Here is a 17,895-nt window from a genome sequence, read left to right on the forward strand (position 1 = left end):
ACCCAGATGGCCGCCGGCGGAGCGTCCGAAGCCCCGCGGTGGGGCGTTGTCAACCGCTCTGACCTGCGGAAATGTAATTTCACCGCTGAAGTTCGCGGCCCTTCACCCCCGGGTCCACCGGTTCGGACGAGACCTGTGCGGGGATGCCTGAACCGGCCATCGCGCTGCCTGAAGAGCCCTGGAGGTGGTCGGTCGTCCCGGGATCGGTGGGCCCGTCGCCGTCGTCGCCGCCGTCGGTGGCGGTCTCCCGGGCGGTCGTGCGCTCCCGGGCTGGCCCCGCCTTTCGGGATGATTCGGACTTACTGGGCGTAACCGCCGTGCCGAGGGCCGTGGACCCGCCCCCCGCGGCGAGCTTGTCGGACTTCGCGGACCTCCCGGGCCGGCCACCTGGCCCACCCGAGCTCCCCGACCCACCGGACCCGCCCGACCCGTTCGGCCCGCCCGACCTGGACGGCCCAGCCGACCCGGACGATGACCCGGACCCGGACCCGGACCCGCTGCCGAGGCCGGTGGTCGCGCTCGCGAACCGCTCACCGTGGATGTCCACCCGCGGCAGCAGGACGTCGACCCATCTGGGCAGCCACCAGTTCGCCCGGCCCAGCAGCGCCATCGTGGCCGGGACCAGCACCATCCGGATCACCGTCGCGTCGACCAGGACGGCGACCGCCATCCCGACGCCGACCATCTTCACGGTCACGTCCGGGTCCAGGGCGAAGCCCGAGAAGACGGCGATCATGATGAGGGCGGCGCTGGTGATCACCCGGCCGGTCGAGGCGAGCCCGCGGACGATGCTGCCGTGCGGGTCGCCGGTGGCGACCCAGTCCTCCCTGATCCGGGAGAGCAGGAAGACCTCGTAGTCCATGCTCAGGCCGAACAGGACAGTGAACATCAGGACCGGCAGCCAGCTCGACATCGGGACACTGTGCGGCAGGCCGAGCAGGTCCGTTCCCCAACCCCACTGGAACACCGCCGTCACAACGCCGTAGGCGGCCGCGATGGAGAGCAGGTTCATCACCGCCGCCTTGATCGCCACGACCGGCGAGCGGAAGACGACGGTAAGCAGCAGCACCGACACCCCGACGACGAAGCCGACCACCCACCACAGCCGCTCCGAGAGCAACCCGGAGAGATCGGCGAAGATCGCCGTCGTCCCGGTGATCGACACGCCGGGCGGCAGCACGTCCGCGCGAAGTCGGGCGACCAGATCGGACGCGGCCTTGTCGCTCGGGCCGGTCGTCGGGACCACGCTGATCACCGCGGCCTCCCCGGACGGGGCGATCACCGGCGGCTCGACGGCCGTGACGCCCGGGACCGCGGCGACCTTCGCGACCAGGCCCGGCAGCTCCGGCGCCGGCAGCTGCCGCAGGTCGACGGCCAGCAGCAGCGGGCCGTTCTCGCCTGGTCCGTACTCGGCGGAGATCAGGTCGTAGGCGCGCCGCTGGGTCACGTCGGTCGGCGCGCTGCCGGCGTCCTGGGGCCAGGTGCGCATGGTCAGGACGGGCGCGCCGAGGGCCAGCAGGAAGATCAGTGCGGCGAGCGCCCACGGGCGGGGACGAGCGCCGATGCGCGCGGCCCACCGCGCGGTCAGGGTCCGCTTCGGCTTCGCCGGCGTCGCGTCCGAGCCGGTGCCAGTGTCGGCGCCGGGGGCCGAGCCGATGCCCGCCGGCCTCGTGGAACGGGCGACGAACAACTCGGCGTGCGCCCGGCGGCGCAGCACCCGCAGGTCCGCGAGACCACACAATGCCGGAACAAGGGTGACCGCGACCGCGACGACCGCGATGACAACGGACGCCGTTGTGAAGGCTGTCGTTACGTATGTGTTGAGACCGACCAGCCGCAGGCCCGTCAGCGAGACGATCACGGTGAGGCCGGCGAAGACGACCGACATACCGGCCGTCGCGTTCGCCCGCCCCGCCGCCTCCGCCACGGACAGGCCGGACCGCAGCCCCTCGACATGCCGGGTGACCAGGAGCAACGCATAGTCGATGCCGACGCCGATCCCCACCATCGACGCGAGGGTCGGGGCGATCGTGCTGACGGTCGTCGTCGCCGCGATCAGGGTGATGCCGGAGGCCCCGACCCCCAGCCCGATCATCGCCACCGCGATCGGCACCCCGGCGGCGATCACCGAGCCGAAGGCGATCAGGAGAATGAGCAGCGCGACCCCGACGCCGATCGCCTCGGCCCGGCCGTCGACCGACTGGAGGTTCTCCGAGATCTGGCCGCCGATCTCGACCTGCAACCCGGCGTCACTCGCCGGGGTGGCCGCCGCGTAGACGGCGTCCAGGGCATCGCGCCCGCCGAGCTGGGTGACCGGCTTCGAATAGTGCACAGTGAACAGCGCGGTGTCACCATCACGGGACAGTTCCGGCGGGCTCGCGACAATGGCGGACGGCACCTTGCCGAGTCGGGCACCGACGCTGGCCAGGATGGCCGGGTCGAGCTGGGCCTTGTTCGTGCCGTGCAGCACGACGCGCGCGTCGGCGCCGGCCAGGGTCGGGAAGCTCTGGCGCAGCAGGTCGGTGCCGACCTGCGAGGCGGTACCCGGGGCGTCGTAGTCGTCGCGCGGCTGACCCCCCGAGCCCGCGGCCAGCCCCAGGGCCGCCACCAGCACGGCAAGCCATATCCCGACAACCCGCCACGGCCGGGTGGCCGCGGCCGCGCCGATCCGGTACAGCAACCGGGACATCCGTCCTCCTCGACTCCGCTGGGCCGTCGTCTCCGCTCGGCCGTCGTCCCTGCTGGGCCGTCGTCTCCGCCGAGTCGCCAGGTCTCCGCCGGCCGGGATGCGCGACGGCCGGGATGCGCGACGGCCGGGGTGGGCGACGGCCGAGATGGTGATAGATGAGGGGGGTGGTGCACGGTGGTCGCGTGCACCGGTGGGAAGATAGGTGGGGTATCCATGGCACGGTGGGCAGGAACCCTGCGCGAACACTATGTCGCCGAATGCGCCGTAATCGGGCGAATCGCCCACATCGGCTCGCCCGCTGGGAGGCGGGACGTATGCGGGCACGTCGCGCGCTCGCGGTGTCATGAACACGACGCCCGCCAGTGCCTCCCGGCGTCTTGCGGTGCGGCGGCTTCTGCCGCCACCCGGTAGGCGCTCTGCGGTTCCGCGGAACCCCAGGATCAACTGTGGCCCGAGCCGGGTCACAGTGCTTCGGAGGCTCCGCTCACCGCTAACTGGTCGTCGCCGGCCGGGGGGAGGGCGCGGCCGCTGACGGCCACCCGGTCGCGCCCGGCGCTCTTCGCCGCGTACAGCGCGTCGTCGGCGGCGCCGAACAGGTGGAACGGGTCGGCGGCGTGGGTGGGCACGGCGGCCGCGCCGACCGAGACGGTCACCGCGATCACCTGCTCCCCGCGTACCTCGGACTCGTCCGTGTCCACACCGTCGGCGTTCCCGCCGCCGTCCGGCCCGCTCCGGGCCGACCCGGCCAGTCCGCCGCCTTCCAGCCCGCCGCTGCCCGTAGACGCACTGCTCGGCGGACCGCCGTCCGGCGGCGTGGGATGGTCTGTGGTGGTGCGGGTGCTGATTCGGATCGGCTCGCTGCCGACCTGGCGGCGCAGGCGCTCCCCGACGGTGGCGAGGTCGGTCTCGCGCAGGTTCGTGACCAGCACGGCGAACTCCTCGCCGCCGTAGCGACCCAGGACGTCACCGGGCCGAGTCGCCGCCTGTAACCGGTGGGCGACCTCGACGAGCACGCCGTCCCCGGCGAGATGGCCGTACCGGTCGTTGATCGCCTTGAAGTGGTCGACGTCGACCAGGAACAGGCCGAGCCGGGTGCCGTCGCGCAGTGCGCGGTCCACCGCCGCGGACAGCTCGCCTTCCAGGTGCCGGCGGGTGTGCAGCCCGGTCAGGACGTCGGTGATCGCGGCCCGATGCTGGTCGGCTACCAGACCCGCCATCCGGAAGATGATCAGAATGAACATCGCCGCGCTGGCCACCGCCACGACGACCAGCCCGCTGGTCTCCCCGCGCACGCACTGCACCGCGAGCACGACCGGGGCCACCAGCGCCGCGGCGGTCAGCGCGAGCAGGCGGGGGACGGAGAGCACCGAGCCGGGGCGGGTGCCACCCGCCTCGAGGCGGCTCATGCTCGGGTGTAGCGCGGCCGCGCCGAGGAACAGCGCGGTGGCCAACCAGAGGACGTCCAGCTCACCGCCGACCCGGTAGTCGCCGTCGAGCTGGCGCGGCACATAGCGGGCGTCGGCGGCGAGGACCGCGGCGAGGTGGGCGGCGAGCAGGTAGAAGGCCGGCGGGCGTCGGCCGCCGTCGAAGAACAGGCGCAGGCTCGCCGCGAACAGGGCGAGATCGCCCACCGGGTAGGCCACCGAGGCCAGGCTGACCAGCGGGGGCTGATCAAGCGCCAGTCGCGGGGCGACCAGGTAGACCCAGGAGACCAGCGCCCCGGCGACGGCCATCATCAGGCTGTCCAGGACACCGGCCACGCCGCCCGGCCGTCCCCGCCGTCGGGCGAGGATCATCAGGCCGGCCATCAGCAGGGGATAGCGGGCCAGGTGGCAGGCGTCCCCGATGCCGGGGAAGCCGTCGGCGCCGAGTCCGTCGCGGGAGTCGGTGAGGATCGCGTCGCCGAGCACGGAGATCGCCTGGGCGGCGGCGAACAACCACCAGGGCAGGCTGCCCACCGGCCCGTGGCGCCGCCTGCCCACGGCGACCGCCATCACCGCCGAGCCGCTGACCAGCAGGTGGAGCGCCACGCGCGGCCCGGACGTCCCGCCGGCGGCCGGGAGCGCGCACGAGGCGGCCACGAGGACCAGCCCGCCGGCCAGGTACCAGACCCAGCCACGGTCGGCCGGCGCACCCGCCGAGGGTCGGGCCGCCGTCACCGAGAACCTGGTGTCGCCGGCCACCGCGCGCCGGACGGGAGTGACCGGGCCATGTTCAGCGTCTCCGATACGAATGCCGGATCTGTGCGGGGCGCCGGTTTCCAGGGGCGCCGAGCCCGCGGGTGCGGGGTCCGTGCGTGGCGGGTGCACGGGGTGCCGGCCCGGGTCGGGGGGCGGGCTTCTCCCGTCGATGGCGATGCGGACGCGCGCCGCGCCGTCGCTCCGCGTGTCGGGTCAGCAGGCAGGGAGGTTCGACTTGGCGGGTCCGGACCTGTGACCCGTTTCGGAACCGTATCGAATGGTAGCTCTTCGTACACGCTCGTTTGACGGGCGGTGTGAGCTTTTGTCTGATTCTTGTTCCTGTGAGTTCGTTTCCGGCCGGGCCTGGTAGGCCCGGCTCCCCTCAGGCGAGCCCGAGGACGGAGATGAACCGCCGGGCCGCGGCACCGCCGGAGTCCAGAGCGATGGACCGGGCCCGGACGGTGTCGAGATCGTCGAGCAGCGCGGCGTCGACCTCGTCCGCGGCGGAGGCGTCCCGGACGGTGCCGGGGCGGCCGGCGGCGGAGTAGAGGAGGTCCAGGCCGGCCTCGGCCTCGTCGAACGCAGCCTCGTCGAAGTCCCAGTCGTCGTCCCGGGGGCGCACCAGGCAGAGCAGCCGCACCGCGGCCGGGCTGTGCCTGGTCAGCAGGTCGTCGACGAAGGCCAGGTTGCCCAGCGACTTGGACATCTTGACCCCGCCCGAACGGACGGTCCCCGGCCGCAGCCAGGCCCGCGCGAACGGTCGCACGCCGGTGGCGCGCTCGGCGAGCAGCGCCTCCACGGCGTGGTGGGGGTAGCGCAGGTCGGCGCCGCCGGCGTGCAGGTCCACGCTGGAGCCGAAGGTCGACAGGACCATCGCCGCGCACTCGGCGTGCCAGCCGGGCCGGCCGGGGCCCCACGGGCTGGGCCAGCTCGGGTACCCGCCGTCCGGCCGGGCGGCGCGCCAGACGGCGACGTCGAGTGGGTCGTCCCGTTCGGGGTCGTGCGGGTCGTCGTTGTACTCGGCGGCGAGGGCGATCGCGGCTGCCCGGTCGAGGCCGGCGCGTTCGGCGGCCTCGGCTGTCCGGGCGTAGACGCTGCCGCCGCGCTCGTAGGCGTGGCCGGCGCGCAGCAGCGCCGTCGCCAGCTCGACCACCCGGGTCACGGCCGCGCGCGCGGTCGGCTCGTGGTCGGGCGGGTGGATGTCGAGTGAGGCCATCGTGCGGTCGAAGGCGAACCGTTGGAGGGACGCGATCTGGTCGTAGGGCAGGCCGGTCCGGCGGGCCTCGTCGAACATCGCGTCGTCGACGTCGGTGATGTTGCGGGCCAGCTCGACCGGGACCCCGGCGTTGCGCCACACCCGGATCGCCAGGTCCGTCCACAGATAGGTGGCCGCGTGGCCGAGGTGGGTGACGGCGTACGGGGTGATGCCGCACGCGTAGACCCGGGCTCGGCCCACCACCGGCAGCGGCGCCCCGCCGAGCCGCAGCACGGGGCGCATCGGGTTCAGTGCGACATCCACCGCCTCAGCATGCCACCGCGGTGCCGGGCGGACACAGGCGTCGTCCGGACCGCCCCCGGGTAGACCTGTCGGTATCCGCCCTGGGCGGACCCGGCCGGCGTTCCGTACCCCCCGTGGATGGCGGGAACACGGGCCAGCCCGCAGGAGCGTGACGAGGATGACCAAGAGGACTCGTCCGGGGGAGTGACGATTCGTCGCGCAACATCCATACTTTGGGGCTCGCCGTTCGGTTGGTCTGGGGGCCGGTCGATCCCGCGGTGGGCGACCGAGGAAAGTCGTAACGACCCAGGGCCCGGAAGGACGCCCTGTTGACCCGGGGACGTCTGCCCGGAAAGCTTCGCCCAGGTGGTTCGTGCTGTATGGGAACCACCATGTGTTCCGCCGCTCACGTCTGCGCGGGCGTGACCGGCCTGGGGGGTTGGTCGTAACCAAGAAAGGCCTCGAGAGAGGGGCGTCCGTGCGAACGCTCGAACCCACCACCCTCGACCTCGACGCGATCGAGGTGGACAAGCTCAACAAAGGCGTCACGCTCAGTCTGCTGATACCCGCTCGCGGGCCTGAGGCGGCGCGGACGCTGGGATCCATCGTCGCGCTCAACCGGCAACGCTGGATGCAGGAACGCAGTGTCCTCGACGAGATCGGGGTCATAGTGGACCCCTCCTCGGACGGGGACGAGCACGATCTCGTCCGGATCGCGACCGAGGCGGGCGCGAGCTGGGTCGTGCGCGGCCAGTCCGTCCTGGAGCTCCACGCGGGGCGGGAGGCGGCCACGACCGGCGGCAAGGCGGGTGCGATGCGCAGTCTCGCCTACCTTGCGTTCGGAAATCGGCTCATATTCCATGACGCGGACCTCGAAAGCTACGATCCCGCCACCGTAGGTGTTCTCGCCGCCGCCGCGACGGCTGGTAACGCGCCGCTTTTCGTGAACGGAAGCTCGCGCAGGGTCACCGGCGACGGGCAGCCCGGCGGGCGTACGACCGAGATGCTGCGCTCGCTGCTCTCGAAACAACTCGCGCGCTATGTGCCGTCCATCACGCGCACAATCCAGCCATTGATCGGGGAGTTCGTCATCGACGCGGACGTCTTTGCGGCGCTCGCGTTCTCCCGTGGCTACGGGGTGGAGACCTCGCTGAAGGCTCTGGCTCTCGACCTTCTCGACTACTCGGACTGTCTCCAGGTCGAGCTGCCGATCAAGTATCAGGTTGGTCAGCACTACCACAACCTGGTCAAGCAGTTCCATGAGATCAGTTTCACAATCGACGTTCTCGAGGCGTACTTCCAACGCCGCCGGGTCGATCCGCATGTCGCCATCTGGCAGATTGCCGACAACTACGACCTCCTATTCCCGGGGCGTACGTACGCCCTGCACCGACCGCCGGGTTACGACGACATCGACTTCGTCCCGCGGCTGGGCTTCTACCAGCCGCTCGCGACGTCGTCGGCCTACCAGGCCCGGCTGCCCGAGATCAAGAGTGCTCGCCGTGTCGCACTGGACACCCTGAGCAGGCGGATGCGGGCCTCCGCCTGACCCCTCCAGCCTGAGCACGCCCGCGTGAACCCGCGGGCCTGAGCGGGCTGGGCTGAGTACGCCGGCCTCGGTGCGGGCCTGGTCGCCTCCCGGCGGTCAGGCCCGCACCGGGGTGGCCGGCCCGGCGGCACCGTCCGCGCGGGCGATCACGGCGTGGTGGTCGATCGGGGCCCGGTGGCCGGCCCGGTCCAGCGCGCCGAGCATCTGCTGGTCGAAGAGCTCCTGGCTGCCGGCCAGCGGTTCCGGCATGTGCCCGAACAGCTCCAGCGCGATCAGCCCGTGCAACTGGGTCCACACCGACATGCAGGCCGCCGCCCCGGCCGGGGGGAGGTCGGCGCAGTCCCAGGCCAGCAGCCGCTCGCGCAGGCCGGGTGACAGCTCCACCTCCAGCGGGGACGGGTCGATGTCGCCGGCCGCGATCGCCTCCGCCATGCACCGGAACATCACCGCGACGGACCGCTCGAGCTCGTTGATGAGCGCCTCGCTGTGGTCGGTGAGGTCGGTCGGCTGCGGGCCGAAGATCAGCGTGTACTCGGTGGGGCTGTCCTTCGCCCACTGGCGGTGGGCCCGGGCGACGAGGAGCCAGCGCACCGCCTGGTCGTCGGCGGGGGCCGTGGCGAAGGCGGCTTCGAGCGCGTCGGCGAGCGAGGCGTACGCGTCCTGGGCGAGCACGGAGATCAACGCGGCGCGGCTGTCGAAGTACCGGTAGAGCGCCGAGGGTGTCATCCCCATCGCGCGGGCGACGGCTCGCAGTGAGAGGGCGGCGGCGCCGTGCTCGGCGAGCTGGGCATGGGCGGCCGCCTTGATCTCCTCGATCGTCGCCTGGCGGACTCGTTCGCGTCGGGGGGCTGTGCTCGTCACGGTGCAATGCTGCGGTCCGCGGTGAGCGGTGTCAATTTTCGAGAACAGGGGTCTTGACGGCGACCGGTGTTTGCGAACACTGTTCTCTCAAGCGATCGGTTCTCTCGGGAGGGTCCCGTGTTCACGGCAGTAGCCAAGCTCGTCACCAACCGGCCACGACTCGTGCTCCTGGTAACTCTTGCCGCGCTCCTGGGCGCCGGGGCGCTGGGGATGGGCGCGTTCGGCAAGCTCGAGTCGGCGGGGTTCGACGACCCCGCCTCCGACTCCAGTCGGGCCGCCGACCTCGTCGACACGAAGTTCGGTGGGGAGCCGAACCTCGTCCTGCTCGTCACGGCCCGCGCCGGGGCCCCGGGCACGGACCCCCCGGCCGTCGACACCCCCGCGGTGGCCGACGCCGGCCGTCGCCTCGCCACCGAGCTGGCCGCCCAGCCCGGGGTGACCAACGTGTCGTCCTACTGGACCGGGGCCTCGCCGCTGGTCTCCGACGACGGCCGGGCCGCGCTGGTCCTGGCCAGCGTGGACGACGACCACGAGTCCGACCTCGTCGCGAAGTACGAGGACCTGTACAAGGCCGGCCAGCCCGGCGGGCCCGACGCCGACTCCCCGGTCACCGTCCGCCCCGGTGGCGCGGCGACCGTCGGGGAGGACATCAACGGCCAGGTGGGCGCGGACCTGGCCGTGGCCGAGTCCATCGCGATACCGATCACGATGGTGCTGCTGGTGATCGCCTTCGGCGGCCTGCTCGCCGCGCTGCTGCCGCTGGGGATCGGGCTGGTCGGCATCCTGGGCGGCTTCGCGTTCCTGTCGGTCGTCGGCGGCCTGACCGACGTGTCGATCTTCGCCGTGAACCTGACCACGGCGCTAGGTCTCGGCCTCGGTATCGACTACGCGCTGCTCATGGTCAGCCGGTTCCGGGAGGAGCTCGCCGCGGGCCACGACCGGGCCACGGCGGTGTCGACCACGGTGCGCACGGCCGGCCGCACGATTCTGTTCAGCGGTGCGACGGTGATCGTCGCGCTCGCGGTGATGCTGGTCTTCCCGCCGTACTTCCTGAAGTCGATGGCGTACGCGGGCATCGCCGTCACCGCGGTCGCCGTGATCACCGCCGTGACGGCGCTGCCCGCCGTGCTCATGCTGCTCGGCCCGCGGGTGAACGCGCTGCGCGTCGGCGGCCTGATCGGGCGGCTGCGCCGCTGCCGGGGTGAGTCCTCGGCCGTTGCGGGAGTCCCGACCGCCACGAGCGCCGCGGCGGGTGGGGGAGCGCCCGGGGCGGAGCGGGAGGTGCCGCGGGAGGCCGTCGAGTCGCCGTTCTGGCGGCGGGTGGCCACCACCGTCATGCGCCGCCCGCTGCTGACCGGGCTGCCCGTGATCGCACTGCTCCTCGCGCTCGGCGCGCCGTTCCTGCACGTCGAGTTCGGCACCCCGGACGACCGGGTCCTGCGCGAGCGCGCCTCCAGCCGGGCCGTCGGGGACGTCCTGCGCGACGACTTCTCCTCCAACGACGCCGGGGCGATCGTCGTCGTCCTCACCGGCCCGGCCGGACGGCTCGGCGAGACGGACGTCGCCGGCTACGCCCGGGAGCTGTCCGGGCTCGACGGCGTGGCCCGGGTCGACAGCTCCGCGGGCATCGTGCTCGACGGGCGGGTCGTCGTGCCACCGGGCCCGACCACCGAGCGGTACGCGGCCGAGAACGCCGCCTACCTGCGGGTGGTGCCCTCGGTGGAGCCGCACTCCGACGAGGCCCAGGCGCTGGTCGGCGAGATCCGGCACACCGCCACCCCGGCGGGCACCGAGGCGCTGGTCGGCGGCCCGCCGGCGGTGCTCGTCGACGGCAAGGCGACCATCGGCGACCGGCTCCCGCTGGCCATCGGTCTGATCGCGCTGGCCACGTTCGTCCTGCTGTTCCTGTTCACCGGCAGCGTGCTGCTGCCGCTGAAGGCGATCGTGATGAACGGTCTGACCCTGACCGCCGTCTTCGGCGTGGCCGTCTGGATCTTCCAGGACGGCCATCTCTCCGGGGCGCTCGGCTTCACCCCGGGCCCGCTGGACACGTCCATGCCGGTGCTGCTGTTCTGCATCGCGTTCGGCCTGAGCATGGACTACGAGGTCTTCCTGCTCTCCCGGATCAAGGAGGAGCACGACGCGGGCGCGTCGAACACCGAGGCGGTCGCCGCCGGCCTCGCCCGCACCGGTCGCCTCGTGACGACCGCCGCGGCGCTGCTCGCGGTCACCTTCCTCGCCTTCGGGACGTCCTCGGTGCGGTTCATGCAGATGTTCGGCCTGGGCACGGCGCTGGCGATCCTGCTGGACGCCTCGCTGATCCGCGGGGTGCTGGTGCCGGCGTTCATGCGGGTCGCCGGGGAGGTCAACTGGTGGGCGCCGAAGCCGCTGCGGGCGCTGCACGCCCGGATCGGCCTCAGCGAAGGCCCCCGCGCGGGGTCCGGCGAGGGGCCCACCGCCGAGGGAGTCAGTAGCGTTCGAAGCCCCGCCGGCGCTCCCAGTCGGTGACCGTCCGCTCGTAGCCGGCCAGCTCGACGTCGGCGGCGTGCGCCAGATGGTCGACGACCCGCTCGCCGAACGCGGCCCGGGCCGTGGCGCTCTCCCGCCACGCCCGGGCCGCGTCGCGTAGCGAGGCGGGCAGCCGCGGCACGTCCGGCGCGGCGAAGACGTTTCCCGCACGCGGCGGCGGCAGCGGCAGCCGGTTCTCGATGCCGTGCAGCCCGGCGGCGAGCATGCCCGCGATCGCCAGGTAGGGGTTGGCGTCGCCGCCGGGCACCCGGTGCTCGATGCGCAGCGACCGGCCGCGCCCGACGACCCGGATAGCGCAGGTGCGGTTGTCCAGGCCCCAGGCGATCCCGGTCGGCGCGAAGCCGCCTGGCGCCAGCCGCTTGTAGGAGTTCACGGTGGGCGCGTAGAGCAGGGTGAGCTCGGCCATGCAGGCGAGCTGCCCGGCCACGAACCACCGCATCAGCTCCGACATCCCGGCGTCCGGGCCGGCGCTGTCAGCGGGCGTGCCGGCGGCGAGGACGAAGCCGCCGTCGGCGGCGCGCAGTGAGAGGTGCACGTGGCAGGAGTTGCCCTCACCCTGGTCGTACTTGGCCATGAACGTCAGGGCCCGCCCGGCCGCGCCCGCGATCTTCTTCGCGGTCGTCTTGTAGAGCGCGTGCCAGTCACAGGTGCGCAGCGCCTCGTCGTAGCGGAAGACGATCTCGTACTGGCCCGGGTGGACCTCGGCCCGCGCCGACTCGACCGGTGCGCCCGCCGCGGCCATCGCCCGGCGGATCGACCGGACGAGATCGTCCATCCGCTCGGTGCCGGCGAGCGCGTAGTCGACGTTGTAGGAGCTGGCCGGGGTGAGTCGGGCGTAGTCGCGCCGGGCGGCCTTGCGGTAGGCCTCCTCGAACACGAGGAACTCCAGCTCGGTGCCGGCCAGCGCGCGCAGCCCCTGCGCCGCCAGCCGGTCCAGCTGCCGGCGCAGGACGGTCCGCGGCGCCACGTCCACCGGCGTCCCGTCGGGCCAGACCGCGTCCGCGATCACGATCGCGGACTCCGGGTGCCACGGCGCGTGCCCCAGCGTCGACAGGTCCGGGACGAGCCGCAGATCCCCGAAGCCGCCCTCCCACGGGTCGTAGGCGTAGCCGGGGCCGGTCTCCATCTCCACGTCGACGGCGTGCAGGTACGCGCACGCCCCCAGGCCGTCGCCGCCCAGCACCTCCTCGCGGAAGTACTCCGGTGACAGCCCGGTCCCCACCAGCCGGCCCTGCAGGTCGGGCACGGCGACGATCACCTCGTCCACGTCGCCGAGCAGCGTCGCCAGCCCCGGGTGCTCCGCCGTGTCGTCCGCCGCCGTGTGGTCCGCCCGCGTGCCGTCGGCCCGGGTGTGGTCCGGTTCGGGGGTCACCCGTGGCTCCGCCGCGGTGGGGCGAGCACCAGCGGGTTCGCCGCCGTGCCGTGCAGGACGTCGAACTGGGCGTCCCGCCCGGAGCGGTCGTGGAAACCGGCCCCGGCGAACTGCTCCCGGTTGAGGCAGACCCGCTCGAAGGACGGGGCCAGCAGGTCGACCGCGGCGAACCGCTCGGCGTACTCCGGGTGGGCCTCCTGGTAGTCCTCCACGGCGCCGCGCACGAGCGACCAGAACTCCTCCTCGGGTACGCCGAGATGGTCGGCGGCGATCACCGAGAAGTAGCGGAAGTGGCCGGCGAACACCGCCGAGAGCACCGAGTGGGCGAGCATCCGGCCCGGCCAGTGGCGGCACAGCGCGCCGGCGCCGCCGTCCGTCGCCGCCCGCTCGGGGAACTCTCCCTCGACGAGGTCGACGTCCGCGCCGAAGTCCTTCACCGCGATCCGCCGCGGGATCTCACCGGCGTCGAACACGCAGATCACGTTCTCGCCGTGCGGGGTGAACGCCACCCCGTACACGTACAGGTAGTGCAGCAGCGGCGGGAGCAGCGCGTCCAGCAGCGTGGTGAGCCACCGCGCCGGCTCGAGCCCGGAGCGGCGGACGAGCTCGGCGGCCAGCGACTCGCCGTCCGCGCCGACGGTGAGCAGGCAGGCCATGGTCCGGGCCCGCTCGCCGGGGGCCAGGAAGGACGCGACCGGCTCCCGCCAGAGCACCCCGAGCAGCTCGTGCAGCCGGTAGGGGGCGTCCGGCACCGCGTCGAAGGCGGGATGCGCGACGGTGGCTCCGGCGATCTCGGGCAGCACGACGACGCCGGTGGCCCGCAGCACCGGATCACCGTGGGCGAGCGACACCAGCCACGCCGAGACGGCCGGTCCGGCGGTGGCGTCCGCGGCGGACATCCCGCGCCACACCAGCGTGTTCCGGATCATCAGTGCGAGCTTGACGTCGCGCCGGCCCGGGGTGTCGATGTTCGCCACCGTGCGCACGGACTGCAACGGCAGATAGCGGTCGGGCGCCTCGCCGAGGTCGACCAGCTGCCCGGTGGCGAGCGGGCCGGCGAACATCGGCGCGACCACGTTCTCCCACTGCCACGGGTGCACCGGCAGCCACACGTACCGCTCGGCCAACGCGGCGGCGTCCGCCCCGGCGGTGGGCTCGAGCGCGGCACGCAGGACCGCGCCGAACTCGGCTCTGGTGGCGGCGGAGAGCTCGGCCTCGCACAGCCCGGTGGCGCCCAGCCCGGGGCCGGTGACGAGCCGCGCCAGCTCGGCGTGGGCGGCCACCCAGCGCAGCCGGAACGGGCGGCGCGACTCCGGGGCGTACCGCGCCGCGTCGGCCGCGTCGAACCCGAGCCGCCCCTTGTTCGCGATCATGCAGGGATGGCCGGTCTGGTGCCCCTCCAGCTCAAGGTGGGAGAGGTCGGCGAGCGCGCGGGCCGGCAGGGCCGTCCGCAGGATCTCGGCGTCGGCGCGCTGGGTGGCCGTCACCTCGCGCACGACATCGGTCAGGACGTCCCCGGACCAGCCCAGGCCCTGCCGGGTGTCGAGCAGGAACCGGGCCGGGTCCCAGGCCGGCTCGCCGTCGCGGCGCAGCGTCGCCGGGTCGGGCCACCAGGTGCCGAACGTGCCGCGCCGGGCGGTGAACGTGTACGTGACGGGGCCGCACTCGATCCGGTACGGCGCCGCCGCGCCGCGCCCGACCGGTGGCGGGGTGCGCGGCGGGGACGCCGGCTCGGCCCGCGGGACGAGCAGCTCCTCGTAGGCGAGCTCCGCGATCAGCCGGGTGAGCAGCGCCAGCCCGGCAGCGCGCCACCGCCCCGCGGCGGCTGTAGGAAGCCCGGTGGTCAACGGCCCGCTCCGCCGACCTCGACGGGCCGGGCCGGGGCGGTGCCCGCGGCGGGCCCGCCGGGCGACTGGGGCCGGGCCGGGACGCCGAAGGTGGTGAACGCGGCCGGGCGGGGCAGGCGGTGCGCCCGGCCACCGGTGAGATCGTCGAGGATGACCGCCGCCCGCCAGGCCCCCAGCCCGAGGTCGGGCGCGCCCACACCGTGCGTGTGCAGCTCGGCGTTCTGGACGTAGATCCGCCCGCTCACCTCCGGCTCGGTCGCGACCCGGTACCGCTCGTCGACCTTGAACCGGCCGCCGGCGTCGAGGTCGAGCAGCCCGGCCACCGGGTCGAGCAGCGCCGGCCGCCGCGCCGCGTAGCCGGTGGCCAGCACGACCGCGTCGGTGTCGACGGCGAACTCCCGGTGCTGGTCACGGTGCCGGCAGCGCAGGCGGTAGCTGAGCTCTCCGCCGCCGTGGGTCACCCCTTTCACCGACACGTTCGGCAGCAGCAGGGCGTCCGCGTCGGCGCCGCCGATGCTGCGTTCGTAGAGCAGGTCGTAGATCTCGGCGATGGTCTGCGCGTCGACGCCCTTGTACAGCTGCCACTGGCCGGGGACGACGGCGTCCTTCGTCTCCTGGTCGAGTCCGTGAAAGTAGCGGACGTGGTCTGGAGTGAACTGTTCCAGGCCCAGCTTGGAGTACTCCATGGGGGCGAAGGCCCTGGTCCGGGTGATCCAGGCCAGCGAGTGCCCCGTCCCGGGCTGCGAGCGGAGCAGGTCGAGGAACACCTCGGCGCCGGACTGCCCGGAGCCGACGACGGTGACGTGCCGGGCGCCGTCGAGCTGGTCGCGACGTCCCAGGTAGTCGGCCGAGTGGAACACCCGGGGGCCGGCCACGGTGGCGAAGGCCTCCGGGACGGCCGGCTCGGTGCCCACGCCGAGCACCAGGTTGCGCGCCGTCACGGTCACCGGGGCCGGCTCGCCGGCGTGGCTGACCGTCACCCGGAACAGGGCGGCGTCGGGATGCCAGCGCACCGCGTCGACCCGGGAGCCGAACCGCGCCGACCCCAGGGCGTGCGCCACCCAGCGGCAGTAGTCGTCGTACTCGCGGCGCGGCAGGTGGAAGCGTTCGTAGAGGTAGAACCGGAACAGCCGGTCGTGCTCGCGCAGGTAGGACAGGAACGACCAGCGGCTGGTCGGGTCGATCAGCGTGACCAGGTCGGCCAGGAACGGCACCTGCAGCGACGTGCCCTCGAGCAGCAGCCCGGGATGCCAGCGGAACGCGTCCTGCCGCTCGAAGAAGGCCGTTCGCAGCCCCGGCACGCCGTCGGCGAGCGCCGCCAGCGACAGGTTGAACGGGCCCAGCCCCACACCGAGCAGGTCGTAGGGCGCGCCGGCGGACGCCTCAGGCCCGGCGGCGGGGGAGGGTGACATCACGGGCGGACCTCCACGAGCGGATTGGGAATCTCCACGTAGACGGACTGGCTCGCCACCGGCCCCACCAACTCGTCCCGGCCGTCCACGCACATCCGCAGGTTGGCCTTGCAGGGCAGGGTGGGAGCGTCCAGCAGCTGGTCAAGCAGGCCGTGACGGGGCAGCTCCGAGCGCAGCGCGAGGAGCGCGTCCCGCAGGCCGCGCAGCAGGTCGGGCTCGTCGGCGATCCCCGCCGCGCCCAGCGCCCCGATGACAGCGAGGGCGTTGTTCACGACGGCGTAGTAGACGACCCGCTGCTCGACCAGCTCGTCGTCGAACACCGCGGGCAGGCCGTCGCCGAGGCCGGGGACCTCGCGCCGCGCGGCGTCGGCGTGCGAGGCGGCCAGGTAGTAGCCCTGGCTGTCGCGGTACCACCCGGCGATCGGCCAGCCCCGCTCGTCCAGCGAGACGAGGGTGTTCTGCAGGTGGGCCTCCAGGCCGACGCCGCGGCGCAGGTAGAGGTCGAGCACCGGGATGACGAGCACCCGCAGGTAGCGGGCGAACCACTCGCGGGCCACCGGCCCGGTGGGTGCTGATCCGGCCAGGCGGCTGATCAGCCCGGCGAGCATCGACCGCCGCGAGCGACCGGGAGCCCCCGGCTCCAGATCCGGCCGGTCGGCCACCAGCGCCGCGGCGCACGCGACGCGGTCACCCGCGCCGAACGGGTTCGTCCGCAGGGTGCACTCCAGACCCTCGGCCCGCACCCCGGCCCAGGACGGCTCCGGGACGAGCCGGAAGGCCGGGTGGCGGGCCCGCAGCCACCCGTCGAGGGCCAGCCGGGCGTACCTGGCCATCTCGGCGCCCAGATCGAGCTCGTCGCGGTGCAGCTCGCGCCGCGAGTTGGTGATCCGCATGCCCAGCGAGAGCTTGAGCATGACCGGCGCGTCCGGCCGCCAGACGGTGCGCAGGGACGCCGTCGGGAACCAGGGCGGGCCGGTCGGGCCGAGGTCCACCAGCCGGCCGTCCGCGAGCAGGCCGGCGACGTCCGGGCGGGTGGGGACAGCCCGCGCCTGCCAGGGATGGGCCGGCAGCGCCCGGTACCCCGGCGGTAGCGCCGGGCCGCCGCCGCGCAGCGACGCGAGCAGCGCGGACGGGTCCGGGCCACCGTGCCGGACGATGTCGGGATGCGCGGCGAACCAGTGCAGCGGGAAGGAGCCGTCCAGCTCGGGTGAGTACCGGGCGCACTCGGCCTCGGGCGCCTCCCCCCGGTTCTTGGCGGCGGGGTGGAACGGGTGCCCGGTGACGAGGGCGCGTTCCGCGGCGAGGAAGGGCTCGGCGGGCGCGCGGCGGGGGAACGCGATGATGCGCGCGATCCACTCGGCCGAGTCGAGGACGCGCGCCAGCGCCGTCCGCGTGGCCGCGGCCGGCGACCCGGCTCCGGCTCCGCCCCCGCCTCCAGCTCCGGTCGCGGCTGCGGCCTCGCGGATCAGGAGCGCGGCGAGCAGGCTGGCGTCGAGCGGGGCGCCGCCCAGCCGCGGCCGGCCGAAACGGTGCCAGCCGGTGGCGGAGCGGTAGGTCAGCGCGACGTCGACAGTGAGCCCGGTGGACGGCAGCGCCAGCCGCAGCTCCCCACCACCGGGGACCGGCGGCGGCCCGAACTCCCGGGTCCAGCAGCGCAGCAGCACCTCGGTCACGACCTCGTCCGCAGCGTCCGCCGGAGCCCACGTGCCTACCGGAGTCCTCATGCCCGCCGGAGCCGTCGCGGCCGTCGCGGACGTGTCGGACGTGTCGGACGTGTCGGCGGGACCGCTCGGGCCGGTCACGCCGCCGGCTCGGCGGCCAGCCGGTCGCCGGTCGCGGCGACGAGGGCGAGCAGGGCGGTGACGTCGGCCGGCGTCGCGGCCGGGTTCAGCAGCGTCAGCTTGAGGTGGACGGCGCCCGGCCCCCCCGCCCGGGGGCCCCCCCCGCCCGCCCCCCCC

The 17,895-nt window shown here is 73.8% G+C and carries 10 protein-coding genes and 1 pseudogene; 2 read left to right on the plus strand and 9 right to left on the minus strand.

The window, feature by feature from the left end; genetic code table 11:
• Nucleotides 1-79: 79 nt before the first annotated feature.
• The 3 genes from MXD62_RS34730 to MXD62_RS34740 all read right to left on the minus strand — a co-directional run bounded on the left by MXD62_RS34730 (nucleotide 80) and on the right by MXD62_RS34740 (nucleotide 6,367).
• Nucleotides 80-2,689 (minus strand): MMPL family transporter, encoded by a 2,610-nt coding sequence (locus MXD62_RS34730; RefSeq protein WP_248833574.1) that lies wholly within the window; start codon nucleotides 2,687-2,689, stop codon nucleotides 80-82.
• Between the two features lie 461 nt (nucleotides 2,690-3,150).
• Nucleotides 3,151-4,848, minus strand: coding sequence for a diguanylate cyclase (locus tag MXD62_RS34735; RefSeq protein WP_248833575.1), 1,698 nt, complete (start codon nucleotides 4,846-4,848; stop codon nucleotides 3,151-3,153).
• A 403-nt stretch (nucleotides 4,849-5,251) separates the two neighbouring features.
• On the minus strand, nucleotides 5,252-6,367 hold the full coding sequence (locus tag MXD62_RS34740; RefSeq protein WP_251082802.1) for a cysteine--tRNA ligase: 1,116 nt from the start codon (nucleotides 6,365-6,367) through the stop codon (nucleotides 5,252-5,254).
• A gap of 478 nt (nucleotides 6,368-6,845) precedes the next feature.
• Between MXD62_RS34740 and MXD62_RS34745 the strand changes: the two genes are divergently transcribed.
• Entirely contained in the window at nucleotides 6,846-7,916 is a 1,071-nt protein-coding gene (locus MXD62_RS34745; RefSeq protein ID WP_248833577.1) for a hypothetical protein, read from the plus strand.
• 96 nt (nucleotides 7,917-8,012) lie between these two features.
• Here MXD62_RS34745 and MXD62_RS34750 read toward each other — a convergent pair whose 3' ends face one another.
• The gene (locus MXD62_RS34750; protein WP_248833578.1) at nucleotides 8,013-8,777 is read right to left on the minus strand and encodes a TetR/AcrR family transcriptional regulator; all 765 of its coding nucleotides are present in this window, start codon (nucleotides 8,775-8,777) and stop codon (nucleotides 8,013-8,015) included.
• Nucleotides 8,778-8,894: 117 nt separating this feature from the next.
• Here MXD62_RS34750 and MXD62_RS34755 point away from each other — a divergent pair, with 117 nt between their 5' ends.
• Entirely contained in the window at nucleotides 8,895-11,285 is a 2,391-nt protein-coding gene (locus MXD62_RS34755) for an MMPL family transporter (RefSeq protein WP_248833579.1), read from the plus strand.
• On the opposite strand, the gene MXD62_RS34760 is transcribed toward MXD62_RS34755, so the two are convergent.
• The 5 genes and pseudogenes from MXD62_RS34760 to MXD62_RS41130 all read right to left on the minus strand — a co-directional run.
• Entirely contained in the window at nucleotides 11,245-12,678 is a 1,434-nt protein-coding gene (locus MXD62_RS34760; RefSeq protein WP_308301370.1) for a glutamine synthetase family protein, read from the minus strand. The genes MXD62_RS34755 and MXD62_RS34760 overlap by 41 nt on opposite strands.
• Nucleotides 12,675-14,525: an IucA/IucC family protein gene (locus MXD62_RS34765; RefSeq protein WP_248833580.1), complete on the minus strand. Its 1,851-nt coding sequence runs from the start codon at nucleotides 14,523-14,525 to the stop codon at nucleotides 12,675-12,677. Before MXD62_RS34765 ends, MXD62_RS34760 begins: the two co-directional genes overlap by 4 nt.
• Nucleotides 14,522-15,937, minus strand: coding sequence for a lysine N(6)-hydroxylase/L-ornithine N(5)-oxygenase family protein (locus tag MXD62_RS34770; protein ID WP_248833611.1), 1,416 nt, complete (start codon nucleotides 15,935-15,937; stop codon nucleotides 14,522-14,524). The genes MXD62_RS34765 and MXD62_RS34770 overlap by 4 nt, the downstream gene beginning before the upstream one ends.
• Entirely contained in the window at nucleotides 15,937-17,610 is a 1,674-nt protein-coding gene (locus MXD62_RS34775) for an IucA/IucC family protein (RefSeq protein ID WP_308301371.1), read from the minus strand. Before MXD62_RS34775 ends, MXD62_RS34770 begins: the two co-directional genes overlap by 1 nt.
• A 125-nt stretch (nucleotides 17,611-17,735) precedes the next feature.
• Nucleotides 17,736-17,895: pseudogene (locus MXD62_RS41130) on the minus strand (aspartate aminotransferase family protein); the annotation flags it as partial.

Source organism: Frankia sp. Mgl5, assembly GCF_023242985.1.
GTDB lineage: Bacteria > Actinomycetota > Actinomycetes > Frankiales > Frankiaceae > Parafrankia > Parafrankia soli.